General features: G+C 41.4%; 8 protein-coding genes and 7 tRNA genes. 1 reads left to right on the top strand and 14 read right to left on the bottom strand.

Translation table 11 applies throughout. The features are described 5' to 3' along the window. Positions 1–18: 18 nt before the first annotated feature. The 3 genes from thrC to thrA all read right to left on the bottom strand — a co-directional run bounded on the left by thrC (position 19) and on the right by thrA (position 4,798). Positions 19–1,296, bottom strand: a complete 1,278-nt coding sequence (gene thrC / locus G327_RS0102955; protein WP_019613270.1) for a threonine synthase — start codon at positions 1,294–1,296, stop codon at positions 19–21. Continuing rightward, a complete protein-coding gene (gene thrB / locus G327_RS0102950; RefSeq protein ID WP_019613269.1) occupies positions 1,293–2,249 on the bottom strand; it encodes a homoserine kinase in 957 nt (318 codons plus the stop codon). Before thrB ends, thrC begins: the two co-directional genes overlap by 4 nt. Positions 2,250–2,335: 86 nt before the next feature. Continuing rightward, the gene (gene thrA / locus G327_RS0102940; protein WP_019613268.1) at positions 2,336–4,798 is read right to left on the bottom strand and encodes a bifunctional aspartate kinase/homoserine dehydrogenase I; all 2,463 of its coding nucleotides are present in this window, start codon (positions 4,796–4,798) and stop codon (positions 2,336–2,338) included. Positions 4,799–5,693: 895 nt separating this feature from the next. Here thrA and arcA point away from each other — a divergent pair. Next, complete coding sequence (gene arcA / locus G327_RS0102935; protein WP_019613267.1) at positions 5,694–6,410, top strand: two-component system response regulator ArcA; 717 nt, start codon at positions 5,694–5,696, stop codon at positions 6,408–6,410. Positions 6,411–6,502: 92 nt separating this feature from the next. Here arcA and G327_RS0102930 read toward each other — a convergent pair whose 3' ends face one another. From G327_RS0102930 to G327_RS0102880, 11 genes are all read right to left on the bottom strand, one after another. Then, positions 6,503–8,275 (bottom strand): glycoside hydrolase family 36 protein, encoded by a 1,773-nt coding sequence (locus tag G327_RS0102930; RefSeq protein ID WP_019613266.1) that lies wholly within the window; start codon positions 8,273–8,275, stop codon positions 6,503–6,505. 370 nt (positions 8,276–8,645) lie between these two features. Then, positions 8,646–8,731: transfer RNA gene (locus G327_RS0102925), tRNA-Leu, on the bottom strand. A 15-nt stretch (positions 8,732–8,746) separates the two neighbouring features. Continuing rightward, positions 8,747–8,820: transfer RNA gene (locus G327_RS0102920), tRNA-Cys, on the bottom strand. A 106-nt stretch (positions 8,821–8,926) separates the two neighbouring features. Continuing rightward, positions 8,927–9,001 (bottom strand) — tRNA-Gly (locus tag G327_RS0102915). A 73-nt stretch (positions 9,002–9,074) separates the two neighbouring features. After that, a tRNA-Leu gene (locus G327_RS0102910) sits at positions 9,075–9,160 on the bottom strand. An 18-nt stretch (positions 9,161–9,178) separates the two neighbouring features. Continuing rightward, positions 9,179–9,252: transfer RNA gene (locus G327_RS0102905), tRNA-Cys, on the bottom strand. A 15-nt stretch (positions 9,253–9,267) separates the two neighbouring features. Then, a tRNA-Gly gene (locus tag G327_RS0102900) sits at positions 9,268–9,342 on the bottom strand. A 385-nt stretch (positions 9,343–9,727) separates the two neighbouring features. Next, entirely contained in the window at positions 9,728–10,276 is a 549-nt protein-coding gene (gene pgsA / locus G327_RS0102895; RefSeq protein WP_019613265.1) for a CDP-diacylglycerol--glycerol-3-phosphate 3-phosphatidyltransferase, read from the bottom strand. A gap of 164 nt (positions 10,277–10,440) precedes the next feature. Beyond that, positions 10,441–12,273, bottom strand: coding sequence for an excinuclease ABC subunit UvrC (gene uvrC / locus G327_RS0102890; RefSeq protein ID WP_019613264.1), 1,833 nt, complete (start codon positions 12,271–12,273; stop codon positions 10,441–10,443). 42 nt (positions 12,274–12,315) lie between these two features. Further along, positions 12,316–12,960, bottom strand: coding sequence for a UvrY/SirA/GacA family response regulator transcription factor (uvrY, locus tag G327_RS0102885; RefSeq protein ID WP_019613263.1), 645 nt, complete (start codon positions 12,958–12,960; stop codon positions 12,316–12,318). A gap of 490 nt (positions 12,961–13,450) precedes the next feature. Next, positions 13,451–13,541: transfer RNA gene (locus G327_RS0102880), tRNA-Ser, on the bottom strand. Positions 13,542–13,561: the final 20 nt, after the last annotated feature.

The following is a 13,561-nucleotide window of genomic DNA, read 5'->3' as shown; positions in this document are numbered from 1 at the left end:
CTATATTTGCAAATATGTCTATAAGGACATTAATAATTCACGTACTTTTGCAAAATCAACCGGGAACTCTTTAGAAAGTAAATCTAAATCAGCGCGCGAAGCAAGCTCTTCTGGAATGAAAATATCACGTCCTAAAATATCTTCAACGCTCTCTTTAAATTTCGCCGGATGTGCAGTGCATAAGAATAAACCTGTTTCATCTTGTTTCAACTGTTTTGTTAGCTCACTGTATGCAATAGCGCCGTGCGGCTCACATAAGTAACCTAAATTATCCAGTTCAGTTAAGGCTTCTTTAGTTTGTAGATCATTCAGCTTACCGTAACCAAGTTCAGATAAAGCCCAGTTTTTAACTTTAAATAACTCTTCAATACGCGGCCAGTTATTAGGCGCACTGACATCCATTGCATTAGAAAGTGTTGCAACAGTCGCTTTAGGCACCCATTCTCCACCTGCTAAATAACGCGGTACCGTATCATTTTCATTAGTTGCGGCAATAAAACGTTTAATCGGCAGACCTAATGACTTAGCTAATAACCCCGCAGTTAAATCACCAAAGTTACCACTTGGCACCGAAACCACTAAGTTTTCACGCTGAGTCGTATTCAACTGCGCAAAAGCTTCAAAATAATAACAGATCTGCGCAAATAAACGGCTGATATTAATTGAATTTGCAGAGTTAAGGCCAATGGCTTGTTTTAATGCCTGATCATCAAAGGCCTGCTTAACCATCGCCTGACAGTCGTCAAAAGTACCTTCAACAGCAACCGTTGTGATATTACCGCCTAATGTACAAAACAGTTTTTCCTGCAGCGGGCTGATTTTTCCTTTCGGATAAAGTACAACAACGTTGATATTTTCCATGTTATAAAATGCATGGGCAACCGCAGCACCAGTATCACCAGATGTTGCCGTTAAAATAGTAATTTTACCGTCATCTTTAAACTGTGCTAAACACTGCGCCATAAAACGACCGCCAAAATCTTTAAATGCTAAAGTCGGGCCGTGAAACAGTTCTAACGCATTAATATTATCAGTCACTTTTTTAACCGGAGCTTCAAAAGTAAATGCTTTTGATACAATACTATGAACAACTTCTTTGCTTAATTCATCACCAATTAAGTGTGATAAAACTTCTGTCGAGCGATCAACCAAGTTCATTTCTAAAAGCGCATCAATATTGCTCAGCGGTGTGATCGTTTCCGGGAAGAAAAGCCCCTGCCCGCGTCCTAGCCCCTGTTTTACAGCTCGTTGGAAGTTGACTTGTTCGCTGCTGTCTTTGATGTTGTATAAATTCATAGTTCTGTTCCTAACACGCGCGCACCTTGTTCATCAAGGCGGCAGATATGACAAAAACCTTCATCGTTTTGAAGGAAGTTTTCCGTTAACCAGTTTTGTAAAGACTGAGCTTGTATCAGATCGGTCATTACAGCAAAGACTGTTGGACCTGATCCTGAAATTCCCATCGCTAAAGCACCGCTTTGCTCAGCAAAAAGACGAGCTTCTTTAAACCCGGGAATAAGTTGTGAGCGGTAAGGTTCAGCAATCACATCTTTAAGCATTTTGGCGGCCAGATCCGGCTGACTGCTGTAACTAGCATGTACAAATGCCCCCAGACGGCGGCCGTAAGTTAAGGTTTCACTTAAACGATACTGCGCCGGCAGAATATCCCGTGCGGCAGAAGTGGAAATAGTTATGCCCGGATAAGCAACTACCCAGTACCACTCTTTAAAAGAGGGAATAGTCTGACTGATAATATCATCTTCATTAATCATCAGCTGCATACCGCCAAGATAGCAGGGCGCGACATTATCATAATGCACACTACCGCTGATCTGTCCTTCCATTTCCCCCATTAAAGCCAGCATAGTGGTTTCATCAAGCAGGTAATCATGCCATGCATTTAACGCTTCTAATGCAGCAACAATAGAGCTGGAGCTTGAACCTAAACCGCTGCCGACAGGGAGGTTTTTCTCCAGAATCATTTTTACAGGAAGAATCTCTTTATTATGTTTTCCAATAGCGGCTTTGTAGCCTAAGTAGCACTGGTAAACAATGTTACTTTCAGAATCACTTGGCAGTTTATGTGCGTAAGGGCCGGTACACTCTAAAGAGAAACCGTAATCACCGGTTGATATTTTTACCCGGTCACCTAATAATTCGCCGCTGATCGGCGCAAGCGCACCGCCTAAAACATCAAAACCAACACTGACATTGGCTGTTGATGCTGGAGCATAAGCTACAACACTCATACTAAATCTCCTGTTTCTGAATTTTGACTACTGTACGCAGTGCTGAAAAACACAAGCGGTTTTTATATGTTAATTTGTTAAACATATTAAACTTCCTGTTTCCAGTTCAATGTGCGCAGTACATCGGCAAATACACCAGCAGCCGTTACTTCAGTACCGGCACCGTAACCGCGTAATACCAGCGGGATAGGCTGATAATACTGGCTGTAAAATGCCAGTGCATTCTCACCGTCTTTTACTTTATTAAGCGGATCATCTGCATCAACCGCTTTAATGCTGCATTTACATTTTCCGTCTTCAATACTGCCGATGTAGCGCAGTACCTGCCCTTTTTCATTGGCTTTTTCCTGTAGCTCTGCAAAATACTTATCAGCTTCCGGCAGGCGCGCCATAAATTCCTCAACAGTACCTGTATCATCAAAACCAGGCGGCAGTGCCTGTTCGATTTCCACATCGTCCAGTGATAAATTCATGCCCGCTTCACGCGCTAAAATCAACAACTTACGCGCTACATCAGTGCCGCTTAAATCATCGCGAGGATCCGGCTCAGTAAAACCTAGGTTACGTGCTTCCGTGGTCACTTCAGAGAATGACAAACCATCATCTAATTTACCAAATATAAATGATAACGAACCCGATAAAATACCGTTAAATTTAACTAACTGATCTCCAGCATTAAACAGATTCTGCATATTTTCAATAACCGGCAGACCTGCCCCGACATTAGTATCGTACAAAAACTTGCGGCGTTTCATTAAGGCCGTTAAACGCAGCTGATGATAATAATCCATACTGCTGGTATTGGCTTTTTTATTTGCGGTTACCACATGGAAACCCGCACCTAAAAAGTCTACATAGCGTGCTGCAATAGCATCATTACTTGTACAGTCAACAATCACCGGGTTAATAATATGTGAGTCATTTACCAGCGACTGCATGGAAGCTAAAGAAAGCTCATCTGCAGCATCTTTAATCAGATCCCGCCAGTTGCTTAATTCAATACCCTGATCATCTAATAACATCGCTCGACTGTTGGCGATACCGCAGACCCTGATTTGTATATTACGCTCAGATAAATGTTCCTGCTGACGGTATACCTGATCAACCAGCGCACCACCGACGCCGCCGCAGCCGATCAGGAACATATCAATATACTGTACACTGCGGAAGAAATTCTGATGACAGGCAATCACCGCTTCCTGCGCTTTTTTCTCAGATACAACGGCAGAGATAGACCGTTCTGAAGACCCCTGCGCAAGCGCAGTAATATTTATAGAAGCTTCTGTTAAGGCCATTAGGAAACGCGCAGCCACCCCTTTAGCCTTCTTCATACCATCGCCGACTAGTGAAATAATTGCTTGTTTTTCAACAACGTCAATCGGCTCTAGTAAATTATTCTTAAACTCTAAAGCAAACTCTTCGTTCAGCGCCTCTAATGCTTTCTTTGTATCAACAGAATAGATACAAAAACTTAAACTGTATTCAGATGAAGACTGAGTGATCAGAATAATTGAAACACCCGAGCGTGATACCGTTGAGAAAATGCGCCCCGCCATACCAACAATACCTTTCATGCCAGGACCTGAAACGCTTAACATAGTTAAACCTTTAAGATCAGAAATACCTTTCACCTGTATCTCCTCATCACCGTGCTCTGCACCGATCAATGTTCCATCAGCCTGAGGGTTATGGGTGTTTTTTATTAAACATGGAATATGATGCTGAGCAATAGGCGCAATAGTTTTCGGATGCAGTACCTTGGCGCCGAAGTAAGAAAGCTCCATCGCTTCAGCATAACTTAATGAACTAAGTAATTTTGCATCATTCACTAAACGCGGATCGCAGCTGTAAACACCATCTACATCAGTCCAGATTTCGCAGCATTGTGCTTTTAAACAGGCGGCTAATACAGCTGCAGAATAATCAGAGCCGTTACGGCCAAGCACCAGTGTCTCACCTTGTTCATTGCCAGCGGTAAAACCGGGCATTAGGTAGACGGCATTTTTGATAATCGTCTGTTTTTCAAACAGAGCACGTGAAGCTTCAATATCGATCTGAGCTTCCAGATAACCGCCTTTATAAGCAATTAACATTTCCTGCGGTTTAATCACTTCAACCACATGACCTTTGGCAATTAAAAGCTGCTTCATACAGGCGATGCTGAGTAATTCGCCTTTACTTAAAATCTGCGCTTCTATGCTGGCAGGACACTGCGCTAATAAACGCACCCCCTCCAGAAGATCACTCAAATGTGATAATTCACGTTCAAAAACTGTTCTAAGCAGATCATCGGCAAATTCACTATAGCTGCTTTTCAGACCTTTGATTAACTCAGCAAAAATGCGCTGAATATCGACTAAATGACTTTCAGCAGGTAAACCGAGACTGGTTTTTTCAACAATAGCTACTAGATTATTGGTGACGCCTGCCGGTGCAGATAAAACCAAAGCGATTTGTGATTGAAGCTGGTTATTGATAACAATATCAGCAACTTGATTGAAACGTTCGGCATTTGCTAACGATGTGCCGCCAAATTTAAGTACGCGCATTCGTACTCCCCCTGCTTTAATACAAAAAAACCCGCAGGTAAACGCGGGTTCAGAAAAAGGTATGATTCATTTCATTAATTTAACAGCAGCCGAAGACCTCTTATAAAAGGGCCCGGAATAGAAGTTAAATTGATGAAATAAGACATAATCCATAGTGTTGTTTTTTACTTAAATTATTATTAAAAATTGTTGTACAACCAAACTACTTGAAAATTAAGAAATCAGCAAGTAGAGAAGAAACAAAATTTAGGAAATAAAATCCCAGTTTCCGCTTATGTATAGAACTATTCCATTGGTTCAGGAAAAAGCACCGTCGGTCTGCAAAACAAGTAGACATGCCGAGTCACGGCGGTTAATGCACCATTTTTACCATGAAATTCCTGTTTATATTAACTATTAACCAGGTTTAACAAAGTCTTATCCTGATAGAAACAATTTACCTTGAATTCAGCGGCCTTTCTGCTAGAAATGAATATTTCAGACATATTTCATTTCATAATGGTGATTTTTATACATCAACAAAGTTAATACCCGCTAAAATAGCGCTCAGGCAGCCTCCGGCAGTTGATGCACATCAATGATTAACATGTATTTGTGATCCTTCACCTACAATCTAGTTGTTATCTAGATGTTAAGTTATTATAGTTAATCGCATATTAGAAGTGAATTACTGCACCGCTTGTCTCATTAAGATGTCGTATTATTTGAAGCTGCACTAGTTTCCTTCGTAAGAACCCCAATTATGTAAAATATTTGTTTAAAAAAGCAATTAAACGTTAACTATTTAAAAATAAAACATATATCACTGATTTTTACTGTCTTTGATTTAACGTTTTTAGGAAATTATTGCTTTTTTACTTAGGGATATACAAGATTCAAAATAAAGGAGTACCCCATGTCAACAGCAAACATACTTATTGTTGAAGATGAATTAGTAACACGAAATACTTTAAAGAGTGTCTTTGAAGCAGAAGGTTATAATGTTTTAGAAGCGAACGATGGTGATGAAATGCACCAGGCGATCAAAGAAAATAATATCAATCTGATTATTATGGATATTAACCTGCCCGGTAAAAACGGGTTGTTGCTAGCAAGAGAGCTGCGTGAAAACCAAAACATTGCGCTTATCTTTTTAACAGGGCGCGATAACGAAGTAGATAAAATTCTAGGCTTAGAGATTGGTGCGGATGACTACATTACTAAACCATTTAACCCGAGAGAGTTAACTATTCGTACACGTAATTTACTGACTCGTACAATGCAGGACAACCTGTATTTTGAAGAAGTGCGTCAGAAAGTAGAAAACTATAAATTCAACGGCTGGACACTTGAAATTGACAGCCGCTCATTAATCAGCCCGAATGGTGATGTTTTCAAATTACCACGCAGTGAGTTCAGAGCGATTTTACATTTCATTGAAAATCCAGGAAAAATTCAGACTCGTGCGGACTTGTTAATGAAAATGACCGGCCGTGAATTAAAAGCGCATGATCGTACAGTTGATGTCACTATTCGTCGTATCCGTAAGCACTTTGAAAGCATTCCTGAAGCGCCGGAGATCATTGCCACTATCCATGGTGAAGGTTACCGTTTCTGTGGTGAAATTGAATAAGCAGTAGTTAAACTCAAAAACTTTCGAATAAATTAAAAAATCCGATGACAAAAATCGTCGGATTTTTTGTATCTAACAGATAGAAATAACTATTAAACAGCCTTGGCTTTTAATAAAACAGCGCGGCTGTTTAACCCTGCTTTTAAAAGAATCTTACATTGTTTTCCAGAGTCACTGGATAAATTTTCTCCCGTCCAATAATCACACCACTCGCCATCATGATCACTTTCTAAAACAACTTCACGGCTTTGCTGATCCTGATAATTAAACAGCAGATGCAGTTTATCTTCTGAGCCGTAATTCAACACCGCGTGAGACATGGCAAGGTCAGAAAAAACAGCCGAAAACTGAGTTATTTTCTGCCTGTTAATTAAAGCCGTTAAACTCTGACGGGCAAAATCATCTAAATGATATAAAGGATCACCTGAAAGCAGTAAACCGCCGCAGGCAAGCAGTACATCTCGGTGAAAATGATAGTTTTCCGAAGTAGTGCCCTGACCTTCTATCGAAATCAGTGTGGCGCAGTCAGGATCAATCTGCCACAAACGTCTATGCTGCCAGCTGCGCTGAAAGGTTTCCTTCGCTATCTGCTCAAAACGGTGCCCCTGTCGTTCGACATCATCGGAAACACGCATTGCATCAACAAGCCCTAGTGAAGGCCAGATAGGCGCATTACAGCCTAATAACCAGGCATCACCCGCTCCTTCTGCTATTGCCTGCATACCCATTCTATATGCTTGAACTCCGGTCACGGTACTTTGATAGCGCAGACCTTTTAAGGTGCCCCAATAGTTTGCATCGAGCTTAAACAGTTCAACTCCCCATTCTTCACGCATAATACGCACTACACGGGTCAAATGAGCACAGACTTCCGGATGACTACAGTCAAGAATATACCAGGGAGTACAGCGCCAGCCTCCGTAGGTAATCTCTTCCGCCTTAAGCAGCTCACCGCAGCTGTTTCTGACAAACCATTCCGGGTGCTGTTTAAATACATTAGACTCAGCCTGCGCAATAAAAGGCGCCATCCAGATAGCGGGTTTCTTGCCTTTAGCTTTTATCTCTTTGATCAACTGTTTCACGCCGCCGGAGAAATGATCCGAAGGTACTAACCAGTCCCCCATAAACGCCTGATAACCATCATCTAATAATACCCACTCTAGAGCATCAAGCTGACCGCTCATTTGGTCGACATTTTGATGAATATTCTGCTCAGATACCCCGGCATAATAGGCATACCATGAACACCAGCCGACAGGGGCTTTTTGAGCAGTACCTGAACGAGGCTGATGATTAAGGGCAGTTAGTTGAGTAAAACGTAAATACAGATCATTCACATCTGGCCCATGCAGGGCAGTGATCGATTCTAATGAACTTTTATCCTGCTGGGCCTGTTGTAAAATAGTTTTGTTTTCTGCGTCAATATAGGCTTTAACTGTATTGTCACTAAATTCAAAATAGCCCGAAAAACGACGGCATGATGTAAAACCCAGCAGAATATACTGGCCGTTATCTTCAATCACCAGGTAGTTATAATAACGTTTTGGTGCATTCTGTGAATAAATTCGGTAACTGTCATTGTTATCCGGGCAGCGTCCGACATCAATAGGCTTATTCAGTGTGCCGGCAGTTTGCGCCAGCATTTGAAAACCATCTCCGAGTACTTGAGCGCTGCCGTTAACCGGAAAAGTAAACTCGACAACTGCATATTGCTCAGAGTCCGTTACAAACGTATCAGAACCAGAAAATGCAGTAGAAAGCGTTTCTCCGTCTAAGCGGCAGCAAAGATCCTCAGATGATACGCGGGCAGATAAACCGCAAGGGAATATTATTGCTGATTGAGTATTTAAACATGCACTGTTCACTGGGTTCTATCCTTTTAAAAGTTAGAAATTTACGAGAAGATGAGGCAGGAAATTATAGTCTTTTTTTAAAAGTGATTATCAGGCTCGCCTCCAACATTTTTGTTTATTTATACCAATTCCACTAATTAGATGCTCAATTTAGGCGTAAGGAAAAATGGATGAAAGCAAGGCATTGATTGCAGTAACTAGTTGTTCTAATTGCAAAATCAATAACGAAGCCAGCATTCATTTTAGCAAGCGTAAATGAATAGGTGATTAATGGGTTTGGTATTACGCACCACAATTTATTGAAAACACAGGTGGGTTTTCATAAAAACACAAATTTTAAACAAAAAAAAGCCTCAACATAAATGTCGAGGCTTTCTAAAACTGGTGCCCGGAGCGAGACTTGAACTCGCACACCCATAAGGCGAGGGATTTTAAATCCCTTGTGTCTACCGATTCCACCATCCGGGCAAAACTTTTAAAAATTGGAGGCGGAACCCGGAGTCGAACCGAGATAGATGGATTTGCAATCCACTGCATGGCCACTCTGCCATTCCGCCAGTATTACTAAATTTGGAGCGCTATAAGAGATTAAAAACATCTCATGAACCCGACTATTATGGTCAAGGTTGTGCTCAAAATATTGAACACCTAACACTTCGAAATTGGAGCGGTACAAGAGATTCGAACTCTTGACCCCAACCTTGGCAAGGTTGTGCTCTACCACTGAGCTAGTACCGCTTTATATTCTTACTATTGTATTTATAGGTTTAAATACAAAAAAACCAGCTAAAAGCTGGTTGATTTATAGAATTGGTGCCCGGAGACGGACTTGAACCGTCACGCTCAGAAAGCGAGGGATTTTAAATCCCTTGTGTCTACCAATTCCACCACCCGGGCAAATCTATAAATAGATAGTGGAGGCGGAACCCGGAGTCGAACCGAGATAGATGGATTTGCAATCCACTGCATGGCCACTCTGCCATTCCGCCATATAATTTAAAATTTGGAGCGGTACAAGAGATTCGAACTCTTGACCCCAACCTTGGCAAGGTTGTGCTCTACCACTGAGCTAGTACCGCGCAACATTTTAAACTATTTATCTTAAGGTTTGCAGTAAACTGTTTCCCCTCTCGATGTGTGCGCATTCTAAGGATTTTCCGAACTGAGTCAACACTCTTTAGCAACTTTTTTGTTAATTTCATGCTGTTCGCTGTTTTTTCAAACGAAGCGTTTGCTTATCCAGCAAAATTAGTGTGTTCAGCCGCCATAAATTCAGAGACTAACCAACTCGATAATTACGCTTGATAAAAACTGCATTTCTACTTTCAGAAAACAATCAAAAAGTAATTTTGAAAATTAAAACTAATAATCACCACCTCTATCCACTTTACTCAAACGAGACATACAAAAAAGCCGTCAGATGAATGACGGCTTTTTACTATATATTTTCGGCAACAGCATAACCTATGAATTTTTACTCAGCGCAGGCCAGGCAGCTTTTAGATAAACAATCATTGACCACAGGGTTAAAGCAGTGGCGACATAAAGCAGTGTAAAACCAACCCACTCCATTTCCGGAGAATCCTGCCAGATAAGTAAAAATAACGACAGCATCTGCGCAACCGTTTTTATTTTACCTACCCAGGAAACAGCGACACTGGCACGCTCTCCCAGCTCAGCCATCCACTCACGTAAGGCTGAAATAATAATTTCCCGGCAGATCATTATCATTGCCGGTATGGTGATCCAGATAACTTCATAATGCTCAACAATCATCACCAGTGACACAGCAACCATTATTTTATCGGCAACCGGATCGAGAAACGCGCCGAATGCCGTTGACTGATTAAGTTTTCGAGCCAGATAACCATCGAGCATATCGGTACTGCCGGCAATAAAAAAGATAAGGGCCGCGCTGAAAGATGACCATTCGACGGGTAAATAATAAAAAACGACAAAAACAGGGATTAAGAAAATTCGAAAGCCCGTTAAAATATTAGGAATGTTTATCATTAAAATGTCCTTTGAGTGAGACATCTATTTTTGCATTATATTGTTTCATTATGCAAATGCTTAACCGTGATAATTTACCAAATATATATCAGCGCTTTACATATACTAATTTCAAGGACAAATAGGCAGACTGAATAGAGAATAATACGACAAAATATGTCTTATTAAAGATGCAGGGTCTCATAAATCGTTTCTGCTAATGCACGGCTGATTCCCGGTATTTTCAACAGTTCATCAACACTTGCAGATTTAACTCCTTGTAAGCCGCCAAGGTGATTCAATAGAGCCTGACGGCGTTTCGCCCCTACCCCGGGAATCCCTTCTAAGGTACTGGTACGTCTTTTTTTATCCCGCTGCTGGCGGTGCCCCATAATAGCAAAGCGATGTGATTCATCACGTATCTGCTGAATTAAATGCAGTGCCGGAGAATCGTCTGACATTTCTAAGATTTCATGACTCTCTGCCAGTATTAATGTCTCGAGCCCCGCTTTTCGGGTTACACCTTTAGCAATCCCGATCAGCAACGGGTAGTTACCGGAAAAATTATGCTCCAGTGAACTAATGATGGTTTCGGCCTGACTCAGCTGCCCGAGTCCGCCGTCAATAAAGATAATATCAGGAATACTTTCCGGTGACTGCGAGTCTTTGAAGCGACGCTCTAAAACCTGCCCCATGGCGGCATAATCGTCACCTGGAGTGACCCCGCTGATATTAAAGCGCCGATAGGCCGATTTATTAGCCCCCTCACGGTTAAAAACCACACAAGAGGCAACCGTTTTTTCCCCCATCATATGAGAGATATCATAACATTCCATACGCTTGATAGGCCTGGTTAGCTCTAACTTTTCTTCCAGAAGCTGATAACGCTGCAGAATATTGTTTTTTTGACTTAGATGGGTCTGCAGGGCTATTTTCGCATTGGTTTTAGCAAGTTTAGTAAACTTTGCACGTTCACCGCGCATCTCAATTTTTAATACGGTTTTATAACCGCAGTATTCAGTAAACATATCCGTAAATAAAAAACGCTCGGCAAAATCATCACTGAGTAAAATTTCTTTAGGAATTGCCCTGCCGTTTTGACCGGAAAGATAGAACTGACTTAAAAAAGAACTTAACAGCTCATCTTTAGTGGAGTTTTTGGGGACCTTGGGAAAATAATTACGACTGCCTAAAATTCGTCCCTGGCGGACAAATAACAAGTGAATGCTGGCAACGCCCTGCTCATACACAACCCCGATCACATCAAGCTGTTCAATGTCACCGCTGACCCACTGTTGTTCCTGTACTTTTTTAAGGGACTGAATCTGATCCCGCCTGACCGCAGCTTTTTCAAATTCAAGCTCCCGGCTGGCCAGCTCCATTTCACTAACCAGCTGGTTGATAACATTCTGGCTTTTACCCTGTAAAAATTCAGCAGCAAGCTCGACCTGGTGTTTATATTCATCCTCAGGCATGGCATTGACACAGGGGCCTAAGCAGCGCTTTAACTGATACTGAAGACACGGCCGAGAACGATTGTTGTAATAACTGTCTTCACACTGACGAATAGGAAACAGCTTCTGCATCAAATGCAGACTTTCGCGCACCGCCCCGCCGCTGGGGTAAGGTCCGAAATAAGTGCCTTTGCGCTTTTTGTTCTGCGCACGTACTAATGTTAACTGCGGATGTTTGTGAGCGCTTAAAAAAAGGTATGGGTAAGATTTATCATCACGCAGCAGTACATTGTATTTCGGTTTATACTGCTTAATAAAATTATGTTCGAGAATTAATGCTTCAGTCTCAGTGTGCGTCACTGTTACTTCAATATTAGCAATATGACTGACTAAGGCTAAGGTTTTAGGATGTTTCTGGGTGAGACTAAAATAACTGCTGAGGCGTTTTTTTAAATTTTTAGCTTTACCAACATAAATGACCGTCTGCTGCTCATTGAACATACGGTAGACACCAGGTTCACTGGTCACTGTTTTTAAAAAACTTTCAGAGCAAAAGTCAGTCATACAAAAATGGCCGCCCTAAGTGCCATCTTCTTAGTCTGCAGGCTACAGCGTATCGGCATCAAGCATGCCGTAACGTATAGCTAAATGCGTTAACTCAACATCACCATTAACACCTAATTTATCAAACAGACGGTAACGGTAACTATTAATTGTTTTAGGGCTGAGATGAAGCTGCTCAGAAATATCTACAACTCGCTGCCCTTTGGTTATCATCATCATAATCTGCAGCTCTCTTTCAGACAGTACGCTGAACGGATCTTCCGTTGCCGGTGATATCTGTGAAAGGGCCATCTGCTGCGCTATTTCCGGTGCTAAATAACGCTGTCCTGAATTGACAGCTCGAATTGCATTAAGCACTTCATCGGGTGCAGCTGATTTGCTGAGGTAGCCGGCAGCACCTGCCTGCATCACTTTTGAGGGAAAAGGGTTTTCAGTATGCATGGTCAGCATGATGATTTTTATATCTTCATTAATACGCAAAATTCGATGCATAGCATCTAAACCACCTATACCGGGCATATTAATATCCATTAATATTACATCTGGATCATTACTGCGGCACCACTTTACCGCCTCTTCACCACTTTCGGCTTCACCAATAACTTTCATGCCTCGAACATCATCAATGATACGGCTAATCCCTGTACGAACTAATTCATGGTCATCGACCAGCAGGATATTTATCACAATACTTCTCCATTAATACCTATAGGCAGGCATTAAGATAAAACGGACACATTTTAAGAGCGCAGATAATAACGACTGAGTTATATTTCACATAGTCAAAAAACATAACTTTTTGCGTTACTTAACAATAATGCAGAACTATACAATAGAACAATCAAAGCTAGATAATTATAACATAAAAAAACAGTGTTAATTAAGCAGGTAAAAATGAAACATTTAGTTAGAACGAAAAGTCAGTTTACTTGATAGACCTTTTCAAAAGCGGCTTAGTTTAAAGCAGGAGAGATATAAACTCTTACTTATAGGTTTCAGAACTTACTGCTGGAGACAAAAAACTGCAGGCAGGAGAAATTTAACTTTCATCACGTAATTCTTAAACCATTTCTTATACAAACAAAAAACCCCACTGCAAGCAGTGGGGTTTTTATGTGGCTTAGCTAAGAGTAGGAAAGATTGATAATCTCACACATACTAAAACGGCCTTTTTATGTGGCGGAGGAGGAGAGATTTGAACTCTCGGAGAGCTATTAACCCTCGCTGGTTTTCAAGACCAGTGCATTCAGCCGCTCTGCCACCCCTCCGGAACGAGGCGAATAATACA

The organism is Psychromonas ossibalaenae ATCC BAA-1528 (assembly GCF_000381745.1).
Classification (GTDB): domain Bacteria; phylum Pseudomonadota; class Gammaproteobacteria; order Enterobacterales; family Psychromonadaceae; genus Psychromonas; species Psychromonas ossibalaenae.
Note: the sequence above shows the minus strand (reverse complement) of the source record. Positions and strands in the feature narration are given on the sequence as shown.